Raw genomic sequence first — 25470 nt, 5'->3', positions numbered from 1 at the left:
CGGGTCGGCGACGAGGCAAGACCCGGCCGGCCTCGATCGTCCTTCGGCGAGGCGGCGGGCAAGTGCCGGACCGGCACGGCCCGGGCCCGGCGGCGGTGGACGAGGCGGGCGCAGGACCCAGGGGCGCGGAACCAAGGCCACACCCTCCGGCGACGCTTGTCCGGTCCGGGGCGGCGGGCTATGGCTTCGGGCGAGGGTAGGGGTGAGCGGGCCTGAGGGAAGACCTGATCCATGGACAAGATCCGCATCGTCGGCGGCAACGCGCTTTCCGGCACGATCCCGATCTCGGGGGCGAAGAACGCGGCGTTGCCGCTCATGATCGCGGGTCTCCTGACCCCCGACCGGCTGACGCTCGAGAACGTGCCGCGCCTGCGCGACGTGGCGCTCCTGCAGCGGATCTTGACCAACCACGGCGTCGACTACTCGCTCGACGGCAAGCGCCCGGGGCAGGACCCGCTCGCCGGGCAGACCATCCACTTCCAGGCCCGCGACATCGTCGACACCACCGCTCCCTATGAACTCGTCAGCCAGATGCGGGCGAGCTTCTGGGTGATCGGGCCGCTGCTCGCCCGCATGGGCGAGGCGCGCGTGTCGCTGCCGGGCGGCTGCGCGATCGGCACGCGGCCGGTGGACTTCTTCATCTCGGGCCTCAAGGCGCTCGGGGCGGACATCGACATCGACCGCGGCTACGTGGTGGCGCGGGCGCCCGGCGGGCGGCTCCTCGGCGGGCGCGTGACGTTCCCCAAAGTGTCGGTCGGCGCGACCCATACGGTCATGATGGCCGCCACGCTGGCGAAGGGCGAAACCGTCATCGAGAACGCCGCGCGCGAGCCGGAGGTGGTCGACCTGGCCGCCTGTCTGGTCGCCATGGGGGCGGAGATCGAGGGGGCCGGCACGGAGACGATCCGCATCCAGGGCAAGCGCGACCTGCACGGCGCCTGGCACAGCGTCCTGCCGGACCGGATCGAGACGGGCACCTACGCGATGGCCGTCGCCATGACGGGCGGCAGCCTGGACTTGGTCAACACCGCGCCGGAGCTCCTGTCGAGCGCGCTGGGGGTGCTCGCGGACGCGGGCGTCTCGATCGAGCCGCTCAAGACCGGCATCCGGGTCCGGCGCGACGGCGGCGGCATCCGGCCCGTCGACGTCACCACCGAGCCGTTCCCCGGCTTCCCGACGGACCTGCAGGCGCAGTTCATGGCGCTGATGACGCGGGCCGAGGGCACGACGCGAATCACCGAGACCATCTTCGAGAACCGCTTCATGCACGTCGCCGAGCTCGTCCGGCTCGGGGCGCGGATCCATCTCGACGGCCAGGTCGCGACCGTGGAGGGCGTCGACCGCCTGATCGGCGCGCCCGTCATGGCGACGGACCTGCGCGCGTCGGTCTCGCTCGTCATCGCCGGGCTCGCAGCGGAGGGCGATACGACGGTGTCCCGCGTCTACCACCTCGATCGGGGCTTCGAGCGGCTGGAGGAGAAGCTTTCGCGCTGCGGCGCCGCCATCGAGCGGCTGAGCGGCGAGGGGTCCCGCTAGAAATTTATTCGGGCTTGAAATCGATTGGAAACGTGATGCTGCTAGACCCTTGTCAGGACGCGATTTCCGGACTGTAGTGTCAGGGGGGCGTCAGGTTCGGAGGATATTCATGATTCGTGGTTTCGTGCTCGCCGCGGCCGCCGCCGCCGCCCTCTCGCTCGGCTCGGCCGGCTCGGCCGCCGCCGGCACCGTCGGCCTCGACGAAGTGCAGGGCCTGTCGAAGGATTTCGGCCATACCTACCAGGCAGGCGCCAAGATCTACGTGGCCCCGGCCTACCGGGTCTATCGCCCGCGTGTGGTCGTGCGGCCGTACTACTACCCGGTCGTCCCGGTCTACAAGGTCAAGCGTCCGAAGGTCTACGTCTACTGATCGTGCCTTAACGGCTCCCTCGCAACGGCCCGGACCTCTGTTCCGGGCCGTTTCGTTTTCCTACCCTTTGCGTCCGCTACGCCGTGGAGATGTTGCGCCGGGACGTCGGCTTTCCTATCTCAGCCGCACGAAACTGCGCTGCGGATCGGGGTAGGCGTGATGAAGACTCTCAAGCTGATGGCGCTCGACGCGGAGGACCTGAAAGTCGTCTCCGCCTGCATCCAGGACGCTGTCCTCAAGGTCGGCGACCTTCGCTGGCAGGCGCGCGATAAGCGCTTCGTGGTCGCCATGAACCGGCTCGCCTGGGAGGAGCAGCCCGAAACGGGCACGTGCCAGCGCCGGCGGGCCTGCCTGCATTTCGACCGCGTGCTGTCGGTCAAGAGTTCCGGCGTGCCGAAGGACCGCCCGGGGGAGGTGCTGTGCCTGCTGGCGGTGACCTTCTCGGAGACCGATGCGCCGGCCGGCATGGTGGACCTGGTCTTTGCCGGCGGCGGCGCGATCCGGCTGACCGTGGAGTGCCTGGAGGCGCAGCTCGCCGACCTCGGGGCGGCTTGGGCGGCCCGGCTGCCCGCCCACGAGGTCTGACCTCAGTCGCTCGCCTCCGGCTTGCCGGCCAGGCCACAGTAGCCATGGGCGTCGAGGATGTCGCCGCCCTTCATGTGCGAATAGGAGAAGACCCGCCAGGCCATGCAGGCCGAGCCGATGCAATGATGGAAGAGGTGCTCCTTGTCGAAGCCGTCCGTCAGCATGTTGTGGATGCGGTTGTCGCCCTCGATCCGGACGAAGGGGCACCATTTCCTCTGGGCTTCCCGCTCGGTCACGCGCATCGACTGCCTCCCTGTCCGGTTCCGGGCCGCTCCGATCCTCGTCCTTCTTCCCTTGCGTCGGCGTTAAGGGCGGCATCCGTCGAAACCCGGACCGGGTCGCGCCAGGGCTGGCGGGCCGCATGGACTCCCGCGCGGCGTTTCCGCTAGAGGTGGAGCCCCTTCGCGATCCCTCCCCCGGAGCAGACCCTTGGCCATCCGCCTGTCGACCCGCGACGCCGATTTCGAGAGCCGGTTCTCCGCCTTCCTCGCCACCAAGCGCGAGGTCTCCGAGGAGGTGGACGAAGCGGTCCGCCGCATCATCGAGGACGTGCGGAGCCGCGGCGACGCGGCGCTCGTGGACGCGTCGCGCCGGTTCGACCGGGTCGAGATCGCCGGCCGCATCCGGATCACGGCGGATGAGGTCGACGCGGCGGCGGCGACGGTGGACGCGGACACGCTGGCGGCGCTGACCCTCGCGCGCGACCGGATCCGGGCGCATCACGAGCGGCAGATGCCGCGCGACGACCACTATGTGGATCCGCTCGGGGTCGAGCTCGGGTCGCGCTGGACGGCGATCGAGGCGGTCGGGCTCTACGTGCCGGGGGGCACCGCCAGCTATCCGTCGAGCGTGCTGATGAACGCCGTGCCGGCGGCGGTGGCGGGCGTGGACCGCATCGTCATGGTCGTGCCGACGCCCGACGACCGGCTGAACCCGCTGGTGCTCGCTGCGGCGAAGCTCGGCGGGGTGCACGAGATCTACCGGGTCGGCGGCGCGCAGGCGGTGGCGGCGCTCGCCTACGGGACGGAGACGATCCGGCCGGTGGCCAAGATCGTCGGGCCAGGCAACGCCTACGTGGCGGCGGCGAAGCGGCGGGTGTTCGGGACGGTCGGCATCGACATGATCGCCGGGCCCTCCGAGGTGCTGGTGGTCGCCGATGCGGCGAACGACCCGGACTGGCTGGCCGCGGACCTGCTCGCCCAGGCCGAACACGACACCGCGGCGCAGTCGATCCTGGTGACGGACTCGGCCGAGCTCGCCGCGGCCGTCGAAGCGGCCGTGGAGCGGCAGCTGAAGCTCCTGCCGCGCGGGGAGACCGCGGGGGCGAGTTGGCGGGACTACGGGGCGGTCATCCTGGTGGAGACCCTCGACCAGGCGGTGCCGCTCGCCGACCGGATCGCGGCGGAGCACCTCGAGATCGCGACCGACGATCCGGAGGCGCTCATGCGGCGGATCCGCAACGCCGGGGCCGTGTTCCTCGGCCGGCACACGCCGGAGGTGATCGGCGACTATGTGGGCGGCTCCAACCACGTGCTGCCGACCGCAAGGTCGGCGCGCTTCTCCTCCGGGCTCGGGGTCCTCGACTTCGTCAAGCGCACCTCGATCCTGAAGCTCGGTCCCGAATCGCTCCGGGCGCTCGGGCCGGCCGCCATCACGCTCGCGCGCGCCGAGGGACTGGACGCGCACGGGCGGTCGGTCGCCATCCGCCTCAATCTGTGACAGGCTTCGCGGGGACTCGGGGGGATGGTGGCCATGGAGGAGGGTGAGACGAGACCGGGCGCCCGCCTCGTCGAGGTGGTGCTCGACGAGAATTCGATCGCGCGCTCGACGCCGGACGTCGAGCACGAGCGGGCCGTCGCGATCTACGACCTGATCGAGGAGAACGTGTTCGCGCCGCACGGACACGACGGAGGGCCGTACCGGCTGAGGCTCAGCCTGGTCGAGAGCAAGATGATGCTGGAGATCTCGGACACGGCCTCCGACGGCCGCTTCACCCACATCCTCTCGCTGACGCCCTTCCGCAAGATCGTCAAGGACTACTTCCTCGTCTGCGAGAGCTACTACGCGGCCATCCGCACGGCGAGCCCGGGGCAAATCGAGGCCATCGACATGGGGCGCCGGGGACTCCACAACGAGGGCTCGCGCGTCCTGATGGAACGCCTCGCCGACAAGGTGGCGATGGATTTCGACACCGCCCGGCGGCTGTTCACGCTCGTCTGCGCGCTGCACTGGAAAGGCTGACCCCGGTGGAGCGCCCGCGCCCCAGCGCCGTGCTTTTCGCCTGTTCGCTCAATGCGGTCCGCTCGCCGATGGCGGAGGCCATCGCCAAGCACCTGTTCAACCGGCGCATCTACTTCCAGTCGGCGGGGGTGCGTCAGGGGGAGCTCGACCCGTTCGCCGTCAAGGTGCTGGACGAGATCGGCATCGACATCTCCCGGCATAAGCCGAAGACCTTCGACGACCTGGAGGACTCCAACTTCGACCTCGTCATCACGCTGGCGCCGGAGGCCCACCACAAGGCGCTCGACATGACCCGCACGATGGCGATGGACGTGGAATACTGGCCGACGGCCGATCCCCAGCTCGCCTCCGGCTCGCGCGAGCAGATCCTGGACGCCTACAGGGCGGTGCGCGACGGGCTCACGAAGCGGATCAAGGAGCGGCTCGGCTGGAACCCGAAGGCGCACGACTGAGGCCGGGCGGCCGGTGCGCGGCCTCTTCCGCGGCGGGCGGGAGCGCCCGACGGCGCCGCCAATCCAGAGGTTTCCTTTTCGCCGCCGATCCGTTAGGTTCCGCGAACCTTTTCGAACCCCTTCACCCGGACATCCGATGACCAAGGAAGAGATCCTGGAATTTCCCGGCATCGTGATCGAGCTCCTGCCCAACGCGACGTTCCGCGTGAAGCTCGAGAACGACCACGAAATTATCGCGCACACCGCCGGACGCATGCGCAAGAACCGGATCCGCGTTCTCGCCGGCGACAAGGTGCTGGTCGAGATGACGCCTTACGACCTCACCAAGGGTCGGATCACCTACCGCTTCAAGTGACCGCCGGGTCCCTTGCGGACGCGCCCGGACAAGGGCGTTTCCGCGACGGTCCCGGCCGAGGTCCCGACCGGATCCGCCCATGCCCGACACCCGCCCGAAGCTCGTCCTCGCCTCCGCGTCTCCCCGCCGGCTCGGCCTCCTGCAGCAGGTCGGCGTCGAACCCGACGCGCTGAAGCCGGCGGACCTGGACGAGACTCCGAAAAAGGGCGAGCAGCCGCGCAGCCTCGCCACCCGCCTCGCCGCCGAGAAGGCGGCGGCCATCCACGAATGGTGCAGGACGTCCGAGTGGGCGGGCGCCGCCGTGCTGGCGGCCGACACGGTGGTCAGCGTCGGGCGGCGCATCCTGCCCAAGGCGGAGGGAATCGACGAGGCCTACGCGTGCCTCCGCCTGCTGTCGGGCCGGTCGCATCGGGTGTGGACCGGCGTTACGGTGGTGTCGGGCAAGGGCAGCGTGCGCTCGCGCCTCGTCGATGCGCGCGTGCGTTTCAAGCGGCTCTCGGGCGACGAGATCGACGCCTACGTGGCCTCCGGCGAATGGCGCGGCAAGGCGGGGGCCTATGCGATCCAGGGCATCGCGGGCGGCTTCGTCGTCAAGATCGTCGGCTCCTACACGGCGATCGTCGGGCTTCCGCTCACCGAGACGCTCGGGCTCCTGGAGGGCGCCGGCTATCCGGTCCGGGCCGGCTGGAGTTCGCCGCTGCTCACCCCCGGGATCTGAGACGGGGGCCGGGTCAGCCCGCCTTGTCGCAATAGGTGAGCCGGGCGATCTTCAGGGTGTGCTTCAGTTGCGGCAGCATCTGGTTGACGTCGAGCATCACGAAGGTGCCGGTCTCGCCGGGGAGCACGACCGTCTTCGCCTCGTAGCCCAGTTCGTTGAGCGTCGGCCCGTAGTGGCGGATCTCCATGCTGCGCAGGACCCGGTCGGGGAACGGGTTGCGGATCGCCCAGACGAAGTTGGTCAGCATCAGGAAATAGGGGCCGCTCGCCTGCCGGACCGCGAGGATATCCTGGTCCGACAGGTCCTTTTCCCGGCAGGTCTCGTAGGCGGCGAGCGTCGTGCCGAGCCGCTCGCGCAAGGCCACCTCGCAGAGATCCCGGCAGGTCTTCACCGCGTCGCGAACCACCGGATCGAGCGGCGTCCGGTCGGCGAGGCGCTCGGGGACGCATTGGCTGAAGCACTCCGCCTCGGCGGCGGCCGCGCGGTTGGGCGCCGGCCAGGCGAGCAGGAGAAGGGCGGCCAGGGCCAGCAAAGCGGCGGCGTGCCAGGGTGCCGGCGCGGGCAGGGTCGCGGCCACGGCCCGGCTGCGCAGATGGCGCGGATGGACCGGGGGCTGCCGGCAAGGGCGCACGGCCGGCCGGATTCGTCTCGCCTGCATGCTGGTCCTCCCGCCGCCCTTCTTTCCGGCCCGGCTGGGGCGGCCGTCGACGGCCGGGCGGTCGTTGCATCCTACGCCCGGATCGCCATCTTGGACCTGAGACACGACGCCCGGCGAAAAGCCGGCTCCCTTCCGGAGAGATGATGACCGACCCCGTCGTCCCGAAAACCCGCAAGGCGCGCCCCTGCCCGATCTGCTCGCGCATGTCGCTCGCCGCCACCTATCCGTTCTGCTCTGACCGCTGCCGCAAGGTCGACCTGCACCGCTGGCTGAGCGGCGCCTACGCGATCCCGGCGGTGGAGAGCGACGATCCGGACGAGGAGGATACGCGGTCCTGACGCGTCGAGCCCGGCGCCCGCCGTCGGCGTTCGCCATCGGCGTCGACCGCCTCGCCCGTGCCCGAAACGACGCTCCCGCGGAGCCGAATCGCGAGGTGCGGGAGCCCCTTGGGCCCGGTCCTGCACCTCCTTCGAAATCCGCCGCGGAGGTGCTGGACAGACCCGCCCCGACCCACTATAACCCCCCGCACTCCCGCCGGGCCTCCCGGCGCGGCGCCCAGGTAGCTCAGCTGGTAGAGCAGCGGATTGAAAATCCGCGTGTCGGCGGTTCGACTCCGTCCCTGGGCACCACAATCTCATTCGTACTCTTCCATTGCTGTAAAAGAATACTGATTCAAGCAGGAACTTAACCTTCCTGGGTGTCCAGACCCGTCCGTGGAAGTTCGCCAGCCGACCCCTTGTGGCCACTGACCTGCGCGACCTGGCCGGGTGCTGGACGCGACCGAGGCGGCGTGCCTTGATGCGTTCCCGGCGATCCGCACGCATCGGGAGGCATGGGTGGGACGGTATCTCGTAACGGGGGCGACCGGCGGCATGGGCGTTGTGCTTTGCCGCCAGCTGGCGAGCGCAGGCCACGACTTGGTAATGGTCGGCCGGCGACCGGCCGTGATGGAGGCCCTGATCGCCGATCTAAAGTCCTGCGGTCAGGGCAGCCACTCCGCCTTGGAGGTCGACATGGCGGACCGAGGGTCGGTCGCAAGGTTCGCGGCTGCATTGGCCGGATCCGACATTGCCCTCGACGGCGCTGTCATCATGCCGCCGCAGCCGGCCCGAACGGCCGATCCAATGCCTGCCCCCGAAGCCTGGGATGCGCTGTTCGACGGCAGCTTCCTCGGCCCGCTTGGGGTGCTCAAGGCCGCGATCGGAAAGATGAGCCCCCGGCCTGCTGCCGGCGTGCGGGCCAAAGTGGTCATCGTCTCGGGCATCTCGTCTGTCCAGGTGCTCAGCCACTATGCGACCGCCAACGTCTTGCGGACGGCGTGGCTCGCCCAGGCGAAGACCCTTGCGTTCGCGCTCGGTCCGCAGGGCATACACGTCAACACCGTCTCGTTCGGGGGAACCTTGACGCCGCATTACCTGAGCCTGCTCCAAGGCCGCGCGGATGCCGCCGGCGTGGCGCTGGACGAGCTCCTCGCGCAAGACACAGAGAACGTGCCGCTCCGAAAGTACGGGTCGGCCGAGGAGGCGGCGCGCACGATCGCCATGCTTCTTTCCGAGGTCTCAGACCACATGACCGGACTCAACCTGCTGCAGGACGGCGGTTTCACGCGGGCCTACTGATGGTGGCGTGGAGGGATGACTTGCGCTCGCTCTTCACCAAGTACCTGATCGCCCTGTTCCTCGCTGTTGCGGTGCCCCTGACGGCCAACGGGATCGTCGAAGCGTGGTTCGCTTATCAAGACCAGCGGGCCCGGCTTGACGCCCTCCTGGGGGTCGAGGCCCGTGGAGCCGCAAACCGTATCGGCAACTTCGTGCAAGGGATCTCGGATCAGCTCGGCTGGCTGGTCCAGCTGCCCTGGACCGAAGAAATCGACGAGCGCAGGCAAATCGACGCTCTGCGGCTCCTTCGCCAGGTGCCCGCCGTCGTCAACCTGATGCTGGTCGACGGACTCGGGCGAGAGCGGGTCTATGTTTCGCGCGTCGGACTCAACCGAACGGAGGGCCGTACGGACCACCGCCGCGATGCAGCCGTGGAAGGCGCGCGCAGCCGTCGCCTTTGGTACGGCCAAGTGACCTACAACCGTGGATCCGAACCCTACATGACGGTTGCGATGGCGGGTAACCGGCCTTCCGTTGGCATCGCGGTCGCGGACGTGAACCTGAAGCTGATTTGGGACGTCATATCCGTCATCCGGGTCGGCAACACCGGCTACGCTTTCGTGCTCGATGAGCTCGGCCGCCTGATCGCCCATCCCGACCTCGGCCTCGTGCTCAAGGGAGACGACGAGGACAGCCACAGGCCTTTCCGGGCGATCCGGGAAGCGCTCGGCACAGCCAGTTTCGCGACGGCGGTCGATGCGCAAGGGCTCGCGGTCGCGGCCGCATCGGCGTCTGTCGCTGGACCGGGCTGGACGGTTGTCGTCGTGCAGCCCTTGGCAGAAGCCTACGGTCCCATCTACGCCGCGATCTGGCGCACCGCGGTCCTGCTCATCTCCGGTCTGGCGCTTGCCGCGCTGCTTGCGTGGTGGCTCGCCAACCGCCTTTCCGGCCCTATCCGCTTGCTTGAAAAGGGCACTAAGCGGATCGGCGCAGGCGAGTTCGGCCACAGGGTCGAGATCGACTCGGGTGATGAACTCCAGCGGTTGGCGGAGAGCTTCAATGCCATGGCGGAAGGTCTCGCGCTCTCGCTGGAACGACAGGAGCGCATAGACCGGCTGAAGCGGTTTCTGGCGCCGCAAGTGGCTGAACTCGTCGACCGAAGCGGCGACGGATCCTTGCTGGAGGCGCGGCGCACGCTGGTTGTGGCGCTCTTCTGCGACCTGCGCGGTTTCACCGCCTTCTCAGCCAAGGCGCCGCCCGAGGAGGTGATGAAGGTGCTTTCGGATTACTACGAGGCGCTCGGCCGCGTCATAGCAGCCCACGAAGCAACTCTGGCGAGCTTCACGGGCGACGGCGTCATGGTTCTCGTCAACGCCCCCGTCTCGGCGGACGATCCCGGCAGACGGGCCCTCGATCTCGCAGCCGACATGCAGACGAACGTCCAGGCGCTCGTCGCGCTATGGCGGATGCAGGGGCATCGCATCGGCTTCGGTGTGGGCCTCGCCATGGGTGAGGCAACCGTGGGACGTGTCGGCAACGAGAGCCGGTCCGACTACACGGCGATTGGCAGCGTGGTCAACCTCGCGTCCCGGCTCTGCTCAGCGGCGGCGGATGGAGAGATCCTCGTCGACCGAACCCTCGCCGACGTCGAGGCCTGGCGCGACCGGATCGTCGACAAGGGCTCGTTCACGATCAAGGGGTTCGACGATCCGATTGCCGTCTTCGCCTTGACGACGGGCCAAGCCGCGTCCTGATGCGACGTGTTCGGTCAGGCCTGGATGGTGGGTCGCCGGCAGGACCGGTCCGCTTGGCACCGGATCGTCGTTCCCCGGGATGTCGGGCAGGCCAGAATGCGACGGCCGACAATCCCTGTGCACGTATTCAATGGGGTGCATCGTTCCCATGTCTCAGTCCTGGGACTATGCTCGGGCGCGACCCTGTCCGGATCAGGCGGAACTTGCAGGTGCGGCGATGGATGATCGTCTGATCGGGCCACCGGGCAACAAGCGGAGTGTCCCGCGGGGCTCAAGGCCGCGCCGTTACGGCACACCGAGCCGGCGCGGAGCCATTCTGGGCATGGTTGCGGCTGTCTTGGGGTCTGGCTCTCGCTCCCCGGCGGGGCAGACGCCCGGAATGCCCGTCATCGTACTCTTTCGCAGTACGCCTGCTGGGCCGTTCACCGCCCTGACCGAGGCCTTTCGTGCCGGCATCGCAGACGAGGGACTTGTTGAAAACGAGACGGTCAGGATCGATTATCGCTGGGGAAACAACAATCCGGATCTCCTGCCGGGGATTGCCCGCGAGCTGGTCGATTCGGCAGTGTCGGTCATCGTCGGCAACAGCGTCGCGGTGGAGGCCGCACGGGCTGCCACGTCTACGATCCCGATCGTTTTCGTCGCTGCCGACGATCCGGTGAAGTCCGGCCTCGTCGACAATCTCGCCCGGCCGAGCGGCAACCTGACCGGACTGACCTTCTTCGGAGGTGGCGAGCTTGCTGCCAAACGGACAGAGTTACTGCTAGAGATTGTGCCGCAAGCGCATCTGGTCGGCTTGCTGCTGGATCCCAATTATCCGGCGGTCGAATCCGCCCGGCGCGAGCTCGAAGCTGCCGTCAACAAGCTGGGACGGCGGTTCGTCGTTGCGGAATCCGCGACCAGCGACGCTTTCGAGGCCGCGTTTGCAAAGATCAGTGAAGCCGGGGCCGAGGCGCTCGTCGTTGCGGGCAGCCCCTTCCAGACGAGTCAGCGAAAGAAGATAGTCGAGCTTTCAGCTGCGCGCAGGTTGCCCGCCATCTACGATCAATCCTCATACGTCGCCGACGGCGGGCTCGTCAGCTACGCGACAAGCTTTACGGCGGCGTATCGTCAGGCCGGCGCGTATGCCGCGCGTCTCGCCAAAGGTGCCAAGCCGGCGGACCTGCCCGTCCTGCGCCCAACGATCTTCGAGCTGGCAGTGAATCTCGGAACCGCGAAGGCTCTCGGCATCACCATTCCGAATTCGATCCTGCTCCAGGCCGACGAGGTTATCGAGCCCTGAGGGCAAACCGGCCGGCCACTGGGCTGGCCAACATGCAGGCATTCGGCCCTCGTCATCGGCACGCTGGTTGCCTTTGGACCCTGGCCGTGGAGGCATCGAGCATGAAAGTACAAGTCCGGGGCGGGGCCTGACGCCGGGCAATGCCAGCACACGCGAAAACGCGACCTCTCAGACCCGACTTGCCCGAGTGCGCCGGCTCAGCAGCTCGGCCATGCGGCCCATGGCGTCGAACCCCATTTGGGCCAAGAGGTCCAGCATGTCGAGCGGCACCCAATTCTCGCGGATCAACCCTTCATCGTGCAGGTAGAAGTCCATCACCCGCATAAACACGGGCTTGTTGGTCGGTGGCAGGCCGCAGAAGCCCCCGCCCGCGTGGAAGGCGTAGACGGAGGGCCAGCCGCCCGTCACCGAGTAAGGGCCGTCGCCGATCCGGATATAGTGGCCGGCACCGTGGCGGCGGCGCTCGGCGGTCACGTCCTCGAAGCTTCCTTGCGGCCGGTGGAAGGCGATCCGGAACGGGAGCTGATGGCCTGCGACGAAGCCGTCGAGCCCCCGGGTCGTGCCGATGCCGGCGGGGCCGTACCACATCATCTTCGGATGCCAGTGCTCGCGCTGGGGCATCGCCATCAGGTTGTCGAAGGACAGCCGGCTGCGGTCGTCGAACTCCGCCAGGGTCCGGTGCATCGCGAGGGTCTGGGCGATGCTGGCGGCCGAGGCGCCGGGATCGCTCGGCTCCAGCCGGACGCCGTCCGCGGTGATCGGCCCGGACCAGGCCTCGGGCGAGCCGAGCGGCTCGGCGAGCGGCCACACGCCCGCTTGCCGCATCAGGTCCAGCACGTCCCACAGCAGGTTCGCCTGCAAGATCGTGCCGTCCGGCGTGACCTCGTAGACCTCGCCATAGCGCAGGTAGACGGGGGTTCCGGTCGCCGGGATCCCCAGCCAGTCGCCCCGCATGGTGCCGCAGTAGTGGCCGACCGCGGCGAGGTACATCCGTCCTTCGTAGCTGCCCCCGACGAAAACCACGTCCCGCCGTTCAAGGTCGGGCAACGCGTGCTTCAGGGGCAGGTAGGCCAGCGCGAGCGCCGCCTCGGTGCCGGCGAGCCGATTGATCGGGTGGGCGACGCGCCATTCCGAGGCGGGGGCCGCCATGGCCGCCAGGACGTCCGCCGTGGCGTCCGCGGGGGAGCCGGCGAGCCGGAGAAGCCGGTCGCGGAAGCGGCTGCGCAGGGTGCCGGACGGGGAAGGCGGGTGCTCGGACATGGCGGTCGATCTCCAACTGAGGCCCAGGAGGTCATGCGGCACGAATAATTTGCAATCGTATTCAAACCGGTCTTGCAAACGAATGCAACGGGGCATAGGCTGTCTTCGACCGCCGGAAATCCGGGCCGCAGAAGCCCGGGCCGGGCCAATGGGACGGAGCGCCACATGCACAAGGTTCTGAAAGCCGCCATACCGGTCGCAGCATTCCTCGCCTCGGCGTCCATCGCCTCCGCCGACTGCGGCGCGACCAGCGGGCGGGTGAACATCGTCGGTAACGAATTCCCGGCCATCAAGACGGTGGCAGCCAACGCCGCGAAGTGCGCGACCGGCAGCCTGACCGTCTCGTCGAACCTGACGGCCAACCACCAGAAGATCAACCTGCCCGGGATGCAGGGAAACCCTGCCGAATACACGTCGGCGATCATCGCCACGTCGTCGATCGTCGCCCTGATGAACGACAACGTCATCCGACCGCTCGATGCGCTGGTCGCCGCGCACGGCGCGGATATCCCGAAGAACCAGCTCATCACGATCAACGGCAAGGTGATGGCGGTGGCCTTCATGGCCAACTCGCAGCATCTGGTCTACCGCAAGGACGTCCTGGAGAAGATCGGCGTCCAGCCGCCGAAGACCTACGAGGAGCTCCTCGCCGCCGCAAAGATCATCCGTGAAAAGGGCCTGATGAAGAATCCAGTCGGCGGCGCCTACCAGGCCGGCTGGAATCTGGCCCAGGAATTCGTCAACATGTACATCGGCTACGGCGGCGAGTTCTTCAAACCGGGCTCGGCGGAGCCGGCAATCAACAACCCGCAAGGCGTCGCCGCGCTCGAGATGATGAAGGCGCTCAGCGCTTACATGAACCCGGACTTCCTCACGCACGACTCCAATGCCACCAGCGCAGAATGGAAGGCCGGGAACGTCGCCCTGATGAGCATGTGGGGCTCCCGCACCGGCGTCCTGACCGTCAAGGAGGGCAACGATCCGGTCGTCGCGGCCAACACGGCCGTGGGCGCGCCCCTCACGGTCGGCGGCGGCAAGATCCCGGCGACCACCCTGTGGTGGGACGGCTGGACGGTCGCCAAGAACATCTCCGAGGACGACGCCAAGGCGACGTTCCTGGCCATGAAGAACGGCATTTCGCCCAGCATCCTGAACGACGAGACGATGGGTCAGGCGGTCTGGATGATCAAGGGCTACAAGCCCGCCCCGGTCAACGAGGGCGTCATGCAGACCATGGCGATGGGTGCCAAGCCCTACCCCATGCTGCCCTACATGGGCCTCCTCCACACCGCCATCGGCGACGGCCTCGCGCCGTTCCTGGCCGGCAAGAAGGACGCGGCGACGACGCTCGCGGACATCCAGGCCGCCTACGTCACCGCCGCGAAGGAAAAAGGGTTCCTGAAGTGAACCCGTCCCGCGTCCGCTAGACCCGGCTCCGGCAACCACCGTCAACCGTCGACAGGGGGACGGCGCCGCCGTGCGCCGTCGCCGACCGGCTTCGCGTCGCGAGGAACGACCGATGAGGCACAAGACCTTCCTGGCGTTCTTTCTTCCCACCGCCACGGCGATGTTTCTCTTCATCGCCCTGCCCATCGTGTCGGTGCTGGTCCAGTCGGTCCACGCGCCCCACGAGCAGGTGATCCGGGAAGTCGAGAACTGCACGCCTTTCGGCTGCACCAAGTCGACGACCGTGGACCAGGACGCCACCGCGGCCCTGCGCGCCGATCAGCCCCTCGGGCGCTTCGTCGGCCTCGGCATCTACGGCGACAGGTCCCACCTGGCCTTCTCCGAACTGGCCGCCGCCTGGGCCGGCTCGGCGCGGCTCGGCGACTTCTTCGACCGCATCCTGCACCTGCCCTTCTACCGGGCACTCGCCTTCACGCTCACCTACATGGCGACGGTCACCCCCCTGTCGATCGCGCTCGGCTTCTTCGTGGCCCTGGCGGTCAACGCCATACCGCGCCTCTTCCGCGGGCCCGTGATCTTCGTCTCGCTCCTGCCGATGATCGTCACGCCCCTGGTCGGCGCCCTGATCCTGTTCTGGATGGTCGACTCGCGCGGCATCATCGGCGCCGCCGTGCAGTGGGCCGCCGGCGACCCGAACCTCTCCCTGAAGGCCTCGACGACGCTGACCTGGATCATGCTGATCGTCTACGGCATCTGGTCGACGGCGCCCTTCGCCTTCGTGGTCTACTACGCCGGCCTGCAGACCGTGCCGCAGGACACGCTGGAGAGCGCGATGATCGACGGCGCCAGCCGCTGGGAGCGCGTCCGCTACATCGTGATCCCGCACCTCCTGCCGCTGACGACCTTCATGGCGCTCATCAAGATCATGGACAACTTCCGTGTCTTCGAACCGATCGTCAGCTTCAACGCGGGCGCTCATGCCCAGTCGCTGTCCTACTTCATCTATTCCGATCTCGGAGGGGAGACCCGGCTCCTGTCGTCGGCCGCCGCCACCTCGGTGCTGACGATCGGCGGCGTGCTCGTGCTGCTGTCGCCCGTCCTGGTGAGGACCTGGCGTTCGTTCGGAAGGGCCTAGGAGGCACCGATGGCTCGTTCGGCACGCCGAGGTTCGACGCTCATGACCGCGCTGACGCTCGCGGCCCTGGCGCTGTGGCTCGTCATCGCCATGTTCCCTTTCGTCTGGACGGCCTGGGGCAGCTTCAAGATCGAGAACGACTTCTTCTCCAAGGCCGACTGGACCCAGGCCCTGACGGGTCCGCTGACGCGGGCGACCTACGGCAGCGCCTTCACGGGCGCGGGCTACTACGGCGCCTGGATCCGGGAGGAGTTCTGGCGGGCGGCGCTCAACACCGGCATCGTGGTCGTCTGCGTCGTCGCGATCTCGCTCACCCTCGGAACACTCGGCGGCTATGCGCTCAGCCGGTCGACCTACCGGTACGCGTTCTGGCTCCTCATCGTCGCGCTCGTGTTCCGCGCGATGCCGCCGATCACGCTGGTGTCGGGCTACCTGCTGCCCTTCTACCAGTGGAACCTCTGGGGCCACCTGCCGACGGCCATCATCGTCCTGGTCGCCATCAACCAGCCCTTCACGCTCTGGATGTTGACGGCCTTCTTCCGGAACATCCCGAGGGACCTGGACGAGAGCGCCCGCGTCGACGGCTGTACCCCGTTCCAGGCCTTCCGGCACGTGATCATCCCGGTGATGTGGCCGGGGGTCATCACCACGGGGCTCTTCTCCTTTCTGCTCGCCTACAACGACTTCGTCGTCACGGCCATGCTCCTCTCCAAGGACAACCAGACCATGATCCCGAAGATCGCAAGCTTCCTCGGCACGACCCAGACGGAGGGCAACATCATGTTCGCCGTTTCGTCGGTGGTGTCCGTCACCGCACCGCTCTTCGTCCTGGTGATGGTCTTCCAGCGTCAGATCGTCTCCGGCCTGACGGCGGGTGCGGTGAAAGGGTAAGCCATGGCCGAGATCCGCCTGAAGGGCCTTTCGAAGCGCTGGGGCGCGGTCACCGGCGTCAAGGCCATGACCCTCACCATCGCGGACGGCGAGTTCCTCGTTCTGCTGGGGCCGTCCGGCTGCGGCAAGACGACGACCATGCGCATGATCGCCGGCCTCGAGGACGTCAGCGACGGGGAGATCTGGATCGGAGACCGGCTCGTCAACGAGATCGATCCCAAGGATCGAGACATCGCGATGGTGTTCCAGTCCTACGGCCTCTACCCGACGATGACCGTCTACGAAAACATCCGCTTCCCGCTCAAGGTCAGGAAGGTCCCACCGGCGGATCATCACGACCGGGTCATGCGCGCCGCCGAGACCGTCGAGCTCTCGGACCTTCTGGACCGGAAGCCGGCGGCGCTTTCCGGCGGCCAGCGCCAGCGCGTCGCGCTCGCCCGGGCTATCGTCCGCAAGCCCAAGGTCTTCCTGATGGACGAGCCGCTGTCGAATCTGGACGCCAAGCTCCGGGTCTCGACGCGCGCGCAGATCAAGAACCTGCATCACGAGCTCAAGACGACGACCATCTACGTGACCCACGACCAGATCGAGGCCATGACGCTCGCCGACCGCGTCGTGGTCATGAGCAAGGGCGAGGTCCAGCAGGTCGGTACGCCGCTCCAGATCTACGACCGGCCCGCCAACACTTTCGTGGCCGCCTTCATCGGCAACCCGGCCATGAATCTGGTCCCCGGCCGGCTCGAGGCCGGCACCTTCACGGCCCCTGGCGTCCGCATCCCCGGCTTCGGGCGGGTGCCGGACGGCCCGGTCACGCTGGGCTTCCGCGCCGAGGACGTGGTGGTGGCCCCGAGCGGGGAGGTCGAGGCGCCCGTCTACACCATGGAACTGCTCGGCGACGCCTCGATGGCGACGCTCCACGTCGGCTCGGGCTACGTCGCCGTCAAGGCCGCCAAGGACTTCAAGGCGGCCATCGGGGACCGGCTCGCCGTGCGGGTTCCCGCCCGCATCTGCCACCTGTTCGACCCCGAGACGGGTGCGCGCATCGATCATGCCGCGGGCGCCTGACCGCACACACGAGATACCAGACTCGAGGAATTCTTCGCGATGACGATCCAGCACCTGAAGCGCGGCAAGCCGGAGGCCGAGCGGGCCGAGGATGAAGCCCGCGTGCGCGGCACCGTCGAGGCCATCCTGAAGGACATCGAACTTCGCGGAGACGCCGCGGTCCGGGAGCTGTCGCAGAAGTTCGACGGCTATGCACCGGCGTCCTTCCGGCTGACGCCGTCCGAGATCGAAGCCGCGGTGTCCAAGGTCTCGATGCGCGACATGGAGGACATCCGCTTCGCCCAGGCCCAGATCCGGCGCTTCGCGGAAGCGCAGCGGGCGAGCATGACCGACATCGAGATCGAGACGATGCCGGGCGTCGTGCTCGGCCATCGCAACATCCCGGTCCAGTCGGTCGGTTGCTACGTGCCGGGCGGCAAGTTCCCGATGGTCGCCTCCGCCCACATGTCGGTGCTGACCGCCTCGGTCGCCGGCGTGCCGCGCATCGCCGCCTCGGCGCCGCCCGTGAAGGGCGAACCCCATCCGGCCATCGTCGCGGCGATGCATCTCGGCGGCGCGCACGAGATCTACGTGCTGGGCGGCATCCAGGCGGTCGGCGCCATGGCGCTCGGGACCGAGAGCCTGCGCCCCGTCGACATGCTGGTCGGCCCCGGCAACGCCTTTGTGGCGGAGGCCAAGCGCCAGCTGTTCGGGCGTGTCGGCATCGACCTCTTCGCCGGCCCGACCGAGACGATGGTGATCGCCGACGAGACGGTCGACGCGGAGCTGTGCGCGACCGATCTCCTCGGTCAGGCCGAGCATGGCTACAACTCGCCAGCGTGCCTGATCACCAATTCGCGCCGCCTCGCCGAGGGCACGCTCGCCGAGATCGCCCGGCTGCTCGCGATCCTGCCGACGGCCGACACCGCCTCGGTGAGCTGGCGCGACTACGGCGAGGTCGTCCTCTGCGACACCCACGAGGAGATGCTGCAGGTCGCCAACGCGATGGCGTACGAGCACGTCCAGGTCATGACCGACCGCGACGACTGGTACCTCGCCCACATGCACAGCTACGGCGCCCTGTTCCTGGGCCCGCGCACCAACGTCGCCAACGGCGACAAGGTCATCGGCACCAACCACACCCTGCCGACCCGCCGGGCCGGCCGCTACACGGGCGGCCTGTGGGTCGGCAAGTTCCTGAAGACCCACAGCTACCAGCGGGTGACGACCGACGCCGCCGCAGCGCTGATCGGGGAATACGGCTCGCGCCTCTGCATGCTGGAAGGCTTCGTCGGACACGCCGAGCAGTGCAACGTCCGGGTTCGCCGCTACGGGCGCCGGAACGTCGCCTACGGGACGGCGGCCGAATGACCGTCCGCACCCCCAAAGACGCGATCCGCCCGTTCCGCAAGGCCGCCGCGACCTACGAGCCGGCGTCCTTCGGCGCGGCGGCGCGCGCGCTGGTCGCCGAGGATGCGGTCGTGCGTCTCGGGCATCCCCTCGGCGAGGGCCGGGGTCCCGGCGCCCTCGTCGACGCCTATGGGGCGCTCGCGGCGGCGATGCCGGATCTCGAGCGGCGGGACATGATCCTGCTTGCGGGCGTCTCCCCCGCGGGCGAGGCCTGGGTCGCGACGTGCGGCAATGTCTTCGGCACCTTCCTGAGCCCGTTCCTGGGCATTCCACCGACCGGCCACCTCGCCCACATGCGCTACCACGAGTTCTTCCGCTTCTCGGGCGGCAAGGTCGTCGAGATCCAGGCCGTCTGGGACATTCCCGAGCTCATGATGCAGGCGGGCGCCTGGCCGATGGCGCCGCAGCTCGGCCGCTTCCTGTGCACACCCGGGCCGATGACCTGCGACGGGCTGGTACCGGAGGGCGACGGGGCGGCCGCGCTCGCCCTGGTTCAGGCCATGCTGGAGGCCCTGTGCCGTCACCCGTCCGAGGGCGGGCCGGAGGTCATGGACCTGCCGCGCTTCTGGCATCCGCGCTTCAACTGGTACGGCCCCTGCGGCATCGGCACCGGCCGCGGCATCGCCGGCTTCCGCCACTGGCACCAGATCCCGTTCCTCCGGGCGATGCCCGACCGCAGCCTCGACCAGGGCGGGCTCGTCAGCCACTGGATCGCCGAGGGCGACTACGTCTGCGAGACCGGCTGGCCCAACATGCGGATGACCATCAGCCGCGACGGCTGGCTCGGGATCCCGCCGCTCGGGCGCGAAATCACGCTGCGCAGCCTCGACTTCTGGCGCGTCGAGGGCGGGCTGATCCGGGAGAACTGGGTCCTGATCGACCTCCTCGACATGTACCGGCAGATCGGCGTCGACGTCCTCGGCCGCATGGCCGAGTTCAACAAGGCACGCCCCGCCGGCTCCGTCGTGCTCCCGGAGGCCCTGGCATGACCGTTTTTCCCCGGACGCCCTCGTTCCGACTGGACGGCCGGCGCGCCCTCGCCACCGGCGCCTCGTCGGGCATCGGCCTCGGCGCGGCCGCGGCCCTCGCCGAGGCGGGGGCCGAGGTCACGCTCGTGGCGCGGCGCGCCGCCGAACTGGAGGCCGTGGCGGCGGCGATCGCGGCGGCGGGGGGGCGGGCCCGCTGGCACGCGCTGGACGTCACCGACCTCGGCGCCGTCGCGGCCTTCGTGGCCGCCGAGGGGCCATTCGACGTCCTCGTCAATTCTGCCGGCCTTGCCCGCCATGCCCCCGCGCTGGAGACGACCCCGGAGGACTACGACGCCGCCATGGCGCTCAACCTGCGCGCGGCCTACTTCCTGACGCGGGAGGTCGCCCGCGGACTGATCGCAGCCAATCGCAAGGGCAGCCTCGTCAACGTGTCGTCCCAGATGGGGCTCGTCGGCGGGCCGGACCGCGCCGTCTACTGCGCCACCAAGCACGCGCTCGAGGGCATGACCAAGGCGATGGCGCTCGAGTGGGCGCCGCACGGCATCCGCGTCAACACGCTGTGCCCGACTTTCATCCGCACCCCCCTCGCCGAGAAGACCCTCGCCAACCCGGAACGCCGCGCCTGGATCCTGTCCAAGATCAAGCTCGGACGGCTCGGCGAGGTCGAGGACCTGATGGGCCCGATCGTCTTCCTCGCCTCGGACGCCTCGGCTCTCGTCACCGGAACGCATCTCGTCGTCGATGGGGGATGGACCGCCGAATGAGCACCGAGAAGGTCTTCGAGAAGGTCACCTCCGCGGATGTCGCGCGGCTCGCCGGCGTCTCCCAGTCGGCGGTCTCGCGGGTGTTCACGCCGGGCGCGTCGGCGTCGAAGCGGACGGTCGAAAAGGTCCGGGCCGCGGCGGCGGCGCTCGGCTATCGGCCGAACGTTCTGGCGCGCGCCATGATCACGGGCCGGAGCCGCATCATCGGCCTCGTCGTCGCCTACCTGGACAATCAGTTCTATCCCCTGGCGATCGAGCGCCTGTCCCGCGCCTTGCAGGAGCGCGGCTACCACATCCTGATCTTCATGGCCGGCAATTCGACCGACAAGATCGGCGAGGTCGTCGACGAACTTCTCGACTACCAGGTCGACGGCATCGTGACGGCCTCGGTGGCGATCTCCAACGACCTGGCGGCGCGCTGCTCGACGGCCGGGATCCCGGTCGTCATGTTCAACCGCGGCCAGGACGATCCGCGCTTTTCGGAGGTGACATCCGACAACGTCACGGGCGGGCGCGACGCCACGAACTTCCTGGTCGCGGGGGGGCACCGGAAGATCGCCCACATCATGGGCTGGCAGGATTCCTCCACCGGCCGCGACCGTGCCGAAGGGTTCCGGCAAGCCATGGCGGCGGCGGGTCTGGAGCCCTTCGCGATGATCGACGGGGAATATTCGCGCGAACGGGCAGCCGCGGTGGCCCGGGACCTCTGCGCGGGTCCCGATCGCCCGGACGCGATCTTCGTCGGCAACGACCACATGGCCTTCGGGGTGATGGACGAACTGCGCTACGGCCTCGGCCTGCGGGTGCCGGAGGACGTCTCGGTGATCGGCTACGACGACGTCCCGATCGCCGCCTGGCCGTCCTACCGGATGACGACCATCCGCCAGCCGGTCGACGACATGGTCGGCGCGACCGTCGACGCCATCCTGGACCAGATCGAAGGCGAGAGCGCGCCGCGCCGCATCCGGATCGCCAGCCCCCTGGTGGTCCGTTCCTCGGCCCGCATTCCGGCAGGACCCCACCCATGAACCCCTTGTCCAACCGCTGGCGTGATCTCCCCGACTACATCCTCGGCGTCACCCGGGAGATCTGGGAGGACCGCGGCATCGAGACCCTGAACCGCACCTATGCGGCGGACATCCCGGTTCGCACGCCGATGGGCGTCTCGCGCGGAAACCAGGGCGTGATCGCCTCCACGATGGCGACCCTCCACGAATTCCCGGACCGCCGGCTCTATGGCGAGGACGTCATCTGGAGCGGCGGCGGCACGGACGATTTCCTGTCGTCCCACCGCATCATCTCCACCGGGACCCATTCCGCCGACGGTTGGTTCGGGGCGGCGACCGGGCGGCGGTTCCAGGTGCGCGTCATCGCGGATTGCGCGGTCCGGCAGGACGTCATCGTCGACGAGTGGCTCGTGCGCGACAACGGCGGCATCGTGCGCCAGCTCGGCGGCGACCCGCGCACCTTCGCCCGCGACCTCGTCGCCCGCGAGGGCGGCCCGGCCAAGGCCGGCCGCCCCTTCGGCCCGGACATGGACGTCGCCGGGCCCTATGCGGGTACGGGCAACGAGGATCCCTGGGGCCGGCGCTACGCGGAGACGCTGACCCGCCTCATGCAGGCCGACTTCGCCCATGGGCTGCGGGCCTACGACCGCGCCGCGCTCGCCGAGCACGCCGGCGGGCGCAGCCTCCTCGGCGCCGAAGCCGTCGCCGACAGCTGGCTCGCGCTGCGGGCGTCGTTTCCGTCCGCGCGGTTCGAGATCCACCACCGGATCGGCATGGAGGGCGGCCTCATGCCGCCCCGCGCCGCCCTGCGCTGGTCGCTCGACGGCGTCCACGACGGCTGGGGCGCCTTCGGCCGGCCGACCGGCGCCCGCGTCCACGTGATGGGCATGGCCCATGCGGAATACGGGCCCTACGGCCCCGACGGCGCGAGCATCCGGCGCGAGTGCGCGCTCTGGGACGAGGTCGCGATCTGGAAGCAAATCCTCCTGCACACGGGTGAAGCATCATGACACCGCAAGAGATGGAAGCCCGCATCGTCCGCTACGGCGACCTCAGGCCCTGCAAGACGGCCTTCATCGATGCGCACACGCCGGGCTCGAACCAGAAGGAGAACTTCACCATCATCGGCGGCGGTGTCTCGGAGAGCCCCGACCAGCACGTCCACATCCGCGAGACGCCGGGCTTCAACATCGGCGCGGCCGGCCAGCCGCCGAAGTGCCGCAACTCGCTGCATTCGCACCGGACCGCCGAGGTCTTCTTCGTCCTCAAGGGCCGCTGGCGCTTCTTCTGGGGCCGGTGGGGCACCGCGGGCGAGGTCGTGCTGGAGGAGGGCGACATCATCAACATTCCCACCGGCATCTTCCGGGGCTTCGAGAACATCGGCACCGACTACGGGATGATCATGGCCATCCTGGGAGGCGACGACGCCGGCGGCGGCGTCATCTGGGCCCCGCAGGTGATCGAGGACGCCAAGGACCACGGCCTGGTGCTCGGCCGGAACGGCAAGCTCTACGACGCCAAGAAGGGCCAGACGCTCCCGGACGGCGTGCCGCCGATGCCGCTCCTGACCGACGAGGAGCTGAAGGCCTTTCCCGAACCGACCACCGCCGAGGTCGTGCCCCACCACGTCGCCCGCTACTGGGACCTGATGGCCCTGTCGGACCGCCAGCCCTGCCGGGTGATCGGCGAGACCGGCAAGCTGCGCGACCGGCCCGGCTTCGAGGTCGAGTTCCTGTCGCGCAATTCCATCCCGGAAGAACCGTATCGGATCGACCGGCACGAGATCCTGATGCCCATGCGGGGCCACTGGCGGCTCAGCTGGGAGGGCGGCACGACGGTGCTCAATCCGGGCGACACCGCGGCCGTCCCGCCGGGCCTGGCCCACGGCCTCGCCCCGTCCATGACCGGCGAGGCCTCGCTCTACCGCGTCAGGAACACGGACGACCCGGCGGGCAGGACCTGGCGGGGCTGAGGCCCGGCCATCAGGCGGAGGAACGGATAATGGCCCTCTCTGCGACCCATGTCGGCTCGCTTCCCCGATCCCAGCCGGTCGTCGATTTCCTGTTCGCGCGCGAACGCGGGGAGGACTATGACGGCGCGGCCTTCGACGCCTGCATGGATGCGGCGGTGCTCGACCTCGTCCGGCGGCAGAAAGAGGCCGGAATCGACATCGTCTCCGACGGCGAGACGTCGAAGATCTCCTACGCGACCTACGTCAAGGACCGCTACACCGGCTTCGCCGGCGACAGCCCGCGCAACGCGCCGGCCGACCTGAAGCTCTATCCGAGCTTCCTGGAGCGGCTCGCGCGGGCGGGCGGCACGCCCACCTATTCCCGCCCGCAATGTGTCGGCCCGGTCGTCTCGAAGGGCCAGGGGGAGCTCGCCAAGGACATCGCCCGCCTCAAGGCGGCCATGGCCGAACACGGCGTCGAACGCGGCTTCATGAACGCCGCCTCGCCCGGCGTCGTCTCGCTGTTCCTGCAGAACGCCTACTACGCGACGCGCGAAGACTACCTGGAGGCCCTCGCCGAGGCGCTGCGGGAGGAATACCGCACGATCCTGGATGCCGGGCTGGATCTCCAGCTCGACTGTCCGGACCTGGCGCTCTCGCGTCACATGCTGTTCTGCCATCTCTCGGACGACGATTTTCTCGGCGTCGCCGCCCGCCACGTGGAGGCGCTCGAGCATGCGCTCTCCGGCCTGCCGCGTGACCGAATCCGCCTGCACATCTGCTGGGGCAACTACGAGGGGCCGCATGTGTGCGACATCGACATGGCCAAGGTCTTCCCGCTGCTGATGCGGGTCCCGGCGCGCTTCATCCTGTTCGAGGCCGCCAATCCCCGCCACGGCCATGAATGGGTCGTCTTCCGCGACCGCGCGAAGGAGATCCCGGACGACAAGATCCTGGTGCCGGGCGTGGTCGACACGACCACCAACTTCGTCGAGCACCCCGACCTGGTCGCCCAGCGGCTGGAGCGGTTCACCCGCATCGTCGGCAGGGAGCGCGTGATCGCAGGGTCCGACTGCGGCTTCGGCACCTTCGCGGGGTTCGGGGCCGTGGACCCGGAGATCGCCTGGGCCAAGCTCGCCAGCCTGAAGGAGGGCGCGCGCCGCGCCTCATGACTCCGCTCGTGCTGATCCCCGGCATGATGTGCGACGGGCGGCTCTGGCGGGGGATCGACGCACGCCTGCCGCGCCGGACCATCGTGCACGCGCCCGTTACGGAGGCCGAGCGGGTCGAGGATCTGGCCGCGCTCGTGCTGGCCGCCGCGCCGCCGCGCTTCGCGCTCGCGGGCCTCAGCATGGGCGGTATCGTGGCCATGGAGATCGTCCGGCAGGCACCGGAGCGCGTCGAGGGGCTGGCGCTGCTCGACACCAACCCGCGCGCCGAGGCCCCCGAGATGGCGGCCCGCCGGCAGCCGCAGATCGACCGGGCGCTTGCGGGCGGGCTCGCCGCTGTGATGCGCGACGAGCTCAAACCGAACTACCTGGCGCCGGGGCCCGGCAAGACGCCGATCCTCGACCTCTGCCTCGAGATGGCGCTCGGGCTCGGCCCGGCGGTGTTCGCCCGCCAGTCGCGCGCGCTCAGGGACCGGCCGGACCAGCAGGCGACGCTCGCCGCCTTCCGTGGCCCCGCGCTCGTCCTGATGGGCGAGCAGGACCGACTCTGCCCGCTGGAGCGCCACGCCCTCATGCACCGCCTGATGCCGCAGTCGCGGCTCGCCGTGATCCCCGGTGCCGGTCACCTGCCGACGCTCGAGCAGCCGGACGCCACGTTGGACGAGCTCGCCCTCTGGCTGGAGGCATGCTGAGCGGCCGTTCCACCGCCCAGGGCGCCTCCGGCCGGACGGTCGCCTTCGTTCGATCTTGTCGAGCGGCTGCGGGACCGCTGTCGTGTACTTCGAGATGACGGGGCTGTCGGGCTGCGTGTTTGCCCCCAAGCTTGTCCCCCGCGCCGCGCGACCATCCACGAGGCGTCCCCGCCGGCTTGGGTCGGCGGCCCGTTCGCCGCCG

The 25470-nt window shown here is 69.1% G+C and carries 27 protein-coding genes and 1 tRNA gene; 25 read left to right on the top strand and 3 right to left on the bottom strand.

The genetic code is table 11. The annotated features are described in order from the left end of the window. Nucleotides 1-231: 231 nt before the first annotated feature. The 3 genes from murA to WBG79_RS26125 all read left to right on the top strand — a co-directional run bounded on the left by murA (nucleotide 232) and on the right by WBG79_RS26125 (nucleotide 2491). Nucleotides 232-1536, top strand: a complete 1305-nt coding sequence (murA, locus tag WBG79_RS26135; RefSeq protein ID WP_337360186.1) for a UDP-N-acetylglucosamine 1-carboxyvinyltransferase — start codon at nucleotides 232-234, stop codon at nucleotides 1534-1536. A 109-nt stretch (nucleotides 1537-1645) separates the two neighbouring features. Further along, on the top strand, nucleotides 1646-1906 hold the full coding sequence (locus WBG79_RS26130; protein WP_337360185.1) for a hypothetical protein: 261 nt from the start codon (nucleotides 1646-1648) through the stop codon (nucleotides 1904-1906). Nucleotides 1907-2065: 159 nt separating this feature from the next. Continuing rightward, nucleotides 2066-2491 carry a DUF2948 family protein gene (locus WBG79_RS26125; RefSeq protein WP_337360184.1) on the top strand — a complete coding sequence of 142 codons (426 nt, stop codon included), beginning with the start codon at nucleotides 2066-2068 and terminating at the stop codon, nucleotides 2489-2491. 2 nt (nucleotides 2492-2493) lie between these two features. Here the strand turns inward: WBG79_RS26125 and WBG79_RS26120 are convergent, their stop codons facing one another. Next, a complete protein-coding gene (locus WBG79_RS26120; RefSeq protein ID WP_337360183.1) occupies nucleotides 2494-2733 on the bottom strand; it encodes a hypothetical protein in 240 nt (79 codons plus the stop codon). A gap of 187 nt (nucleotides 2734-2920) precedes the next feature. Here WBG79_RS26120 and hisD (WBG79_RS26115) point away from each other — a divergent pair, with 187 nt between their 5' ends. The 5 genes from hisD (WBG79_RS26115) (at nucleotide 2921) to WBG79_RS26095 (ending at nucleotide 6257) form a co-directional block, all read left to right on the top strand. Beyond that, nucleotides 2921-4210, top strand: coding sequence for a histidinol dehydrogenase (gene hisD / locus WBG79_RS26115; protein WP_337360182.1), 1290 nt, complete (start codon nucleotides 2921-2923; stop codon nucleotides 4208-4210). Nucleotides 4211-4243: 33 nt separating this feature from the next. Further along, nucleotides 4244-4732, top strand: a complete 489-nt coding sequence (locus WBG79_RS26110; protein WP_337360181.1) for a UPF0262 family protein — start codon at nucleotides 4244-4246, stop codon at nucleotides 4730-4732. 5 nt (nucleotides 4733-4737) lie between these two features. Next, nucleotides 4738-5184 carry an arsenate-mycothiol transferase ArsC gene (locus tag WBG79_RS26105; RefSeq protein ID WP_443147518.1) on the top strand — a complete coding sequence of 149 codons (447 nt, stop codon included), beginning with the start codon at nucleotides 4738-4740 and terminating at the stop codon, nucleotides 5182-5184. A gap of 136 nt (nucleotides 5185-5320) precedes the next feature. Then, on the top strand, nucleotides 5321-5539 hold the full coding sequence (infA, locus tag WBG79_RS26100) for a translation initiation factor IF-1 (protein WP_337360180.1): 219 nt from the start codon (nucleotides 5321-5323) through the stop codon (nucleotides 5537-5539). Nucleotides 5540-5618: 79 nt separating this feature from the next. Continuing rightward, nucleotides 5619-6257, top strand: a complete 639-nt coding sequence (locus tag WBG79_RS26095) for a Maf-like protein (RefSeq protein ID WP_337360179.1) — start codon at nucleotides 5619-5621, stop codon at nucleotides 6255-6257. 13 nt (nucleotides 6258-6270) lie between these two features. Here the strand turns inward: WBG79_RS26095 and WBG79_RS26090 are convergent, their stop codons facing one another. Continuing rightward, the gene (locus WBG79_RS26090; protein ID WP_337360178.1) at nucleotides 6271-6915 is read right to left on the bottom strand and encodes a hypothetical protein; all 645 of its coding nucleotides are present in this window, start codon (nucleotides 6913-6915) and stop codon (nucleotides 6271-6273) included. Between the two features lie 143 nt (nucleotides 6916-7058). Here WBG79_RS26090 and yacG point away from each other — a divergent pair, with 143 nt between their 5' ends. The 5 genes from yacG to WBG79_RS26065 all read left to right on the top strand — a co-directional run bounded on the left by yacG (nucleotide 7059) and on the right by WBG79_RS26065 (nucleotide 11549). Further along, nucleotides 7059-7253: a DNA gyrase inhibitor YacG gene (gene yacG, locus WBG79_RS26085; protein ID WP_443147517.1), complete on the top strand. Its 195-nt coding sequence runs from the start codon at nucleotides 7059-7061 to the stop codon at nucleotides 7251-7253. 215 nt (nucleotides 7254-7468) lie between these two features. Continuing rightward, nucleotides 7469-7544 (top strand) — tRNA-Phe (locus WBG79_RS26080). 138 nt (nucleotides 7545-7682) lie between these two features. Continuing rightward, nucleotides 7683-8534, top strand: coding sequence for an SDR family oxidoreductase (locus WBG79_RS26075; protein WP_337360176.1), 852 nt, complete (start codon nucleotides 7683-7685; stop codon nucleotides 8532-8534). After that, nucleotides 8534-10267, top strand: coding sequence for an adenylate/guanylate cyclase domain-containing protein (locus tag WBG79_RS26070; RefSeq protein ID WP_337360175.1), 1734 nt, complete (start codon nucleotides 8534-8536; stop codon nucleotides 10265-10267). The genes WBG79_RS26075 and WBG79_RS26070 overlap by 1 nt, the downstream gene beginning before the upstream one ends. Before the next feature lie 379 nt (nucleotides 10268-10646). Further along, the gene (locus WBG79_RS26065; RefSeq protein ID WP_337360174.1) at nucleotides 10647-11549 is read left to right on the top strand and encodes an ABC transporter substrate-binding protein; all 903 of its coding nucleotides are present in this window, start codon (nucleotides 10647-10649) and stop codon (nucleotides 11547-11549) included. A 168-nt stretch (nucleotides 11550-11717) separates the two neighbouring features. Here the strand turns inward: WBG79_RS26065 and WBG79_RS26060 are convergent, their stop codons facing one another. Next, nucleotides 11718-12809 (bottom strand): hypothetical protein, encoded by a 1092-nt coding sequence (locus WBG79_RS26060; protein ID WP_337360173.1) that lies wholly within the window; start codon nucleotides 12807-12809, stop codon nucleotides 11718-11720. A gap of 165 nt (nucleotides 12810-12974) precedes the next feature. Here WBG79_RS26060 and WBG79_RS26055 point away from each other — a divergent pair, with 165 nt between their 5' ends. From WBG79_RS26055 to WBG79_RS26000, 12 genes are all read left to right on the top strand, one after another. Continuing rightward, nucleotides 12975-14216 carry an ABC transporter substrate-binding protein gene (locus WBG79_RS26055; protein ID WP_337360172.1) on the top strand — a complete coding sequence of 414 codons (1242 nt, stop codon included), beginning with the start codon at nucleotides 12975-12977 and terminating at the stop codon, nucleotides 14214-14216. A gap of 112 nt (nucleotides 14217-14328) precedes the next feature. Continuing rightward, the gene (locus tag WBG79_RS26050) at nucleotides 14329-15351 is read left to right on the top strand and encodes a carbohydrate ABC transporter permease (RefSeq protein WP_337360171.1); all 1023 of its coding nucleotides are present in this window, start codon (nucleotides 14329-14331) and stop codon (nucleotides 15349-15351) included. Between the two features lie 42 nt (nucleotides 15352-15393). Further along, nucleotides 15394-16242: a carbohydrate ABC transporter permease gene (locus WBG79_RS26045; protein ID WP_337360170.1), complete on the top strand. Its 849-nt coding sequence runs from the start codon at nucleotides 15394-15396 to the stop codon at nucleotides 16240-16242. 3 nt (nucleotides 16243-16245) lie between these two features. Beyond that, on the top strand, nucleotides 16246-17307 hold the full coding sequence (locus tag WBG79_RS26040) for an ABC transporter ATP-binding protein (RefSeq protein ID WP_337360169.1): 1062 nt from the start codon (nucleotides 16246-16248) through the stop codon (nucleotides 17305-17307). 39 nt (nucleotides 17308-17346) lie between these two features. Further along, the gene (gene hisD, locus WBG79_RS26035) at nucleotides 17347-18657 is read left to right on the top strand and encodes a histidinol dehydrogenase (protein ID WP_337360168.1); all 1311 of its coding nucleotides are present in this window, start codon (nucleotides 17347-17349) and stop codon (nucleotides 18655-18657) included. Further along, on the top strand, nucleotides 18654-19685 hold the full coding sequence (locus WBG79_RS26030) for an ester cyclase (RefSeq protein ID WP_337360167.1): 1032 nt from the start codon (nucleotides 18654-18656) through the stop codon (nucleotides 19683-19685). Before hisD (WBG79_RS26035) ends, WBG79_RS26030 begins: the two co-directional genes overlap by 4 nt. Further along, nucleotides 19682-20449, top strand: coding sequence for an SDR family NAD(P)-dependent oxidoreductase (locus WBG79_RS26025; RefSeq protein WP_337360166.1), 768 nt, complete (start codon nucleotides 19682-19684; stop codon nucleotides 20447-20449). The genes WBG79_RS26030 and WBG79_RS26025 overlap by 4 nt, the downstream gene beginning before the upstream one ends. After that, nucleotides 20446-21477, top strand: coding sequence for a LacI family DNA-binding transcriptional regulator (locus WBG79_RS26020; protein WP_337360165.1), 1032 nt, complete (start codon nucleotides 20446-20448; stop codon nucleotides 21475-21477). The genes WBG79_RS26025 and WBG79_RS26020 overlap by 4 nt, the downstream gene beginning before the upstream one ends. Then, nucleotides 21474-22466: a nuclear transport factor 2 family protein gene (locus tag WBG79_RS26015; RefSeq protein WP_337360164.1), complete on the top strand. Its 993-nt coding sequence runs from the start codon at nucleotides 21474-21476 to the stop codon at nucleotides 22464-22466. The genes WBG79_RS26020 and WBG79_RS26015 overlap by 4 nt, the downstream gene beginning before the upstream one ends. After that, nucleotides 22463-23428, top strand: a complete 966-nt coding sequence (locus tag WBG79_RS26010; RefSeq protein ID WP_337360163.1) for a cupin domain-containing protein — start codon at nucleotides 22463-22465, stop codon at nucleotides 23426-23428. Before WBG79_RS26015 ends, WBG79_RS26010 begins: the two co-directional genes overlap by 4 nt. 29 nt (nucleotides 23429-23457) lie before the next feature. Continuing rightward, nucleotides 23458-24579, top strand: coding sequence for a cobalamin-independent methionine synthase II family protein (locus WBG79_RS26005; protein WP_337360162.1), 1122 nt, complete (start codon nucleotides 23458-23460; stop codon nucleotides 24577-24579). Continuing rightward, a complete protein-coding gene (locus tag WBG79_RS26000) occupies nucleotides 24576-25268 on the top strand; it encodes an alpha/beta fold hydrolase (protein WP_337360161.1) in 693 nt (230 codons plus the stop codon). Before WBG79_RS26005 ends, WBG79_RS26000 begins: the two co-directional genes overlap by 4 nt. Nucleotides 25269-25470: the final 202 nt, after the last annotated feature.

The sequence above is a fragment of the Prosthecomicrobium sp. N25 genome (assembly GCF_037203705.1).
Lineage (GTDB): Bacteria > Pseudomonadota > Alphaproteobacteria > Rhizobiales > Ancalomicrobiaceae > Prosthecodimorpha.
The sequence above is the reverse complement of the archived record's forward strand: the minus strand, read 5'-3'. Positions and strand labels throughout refer to the sequence as shown.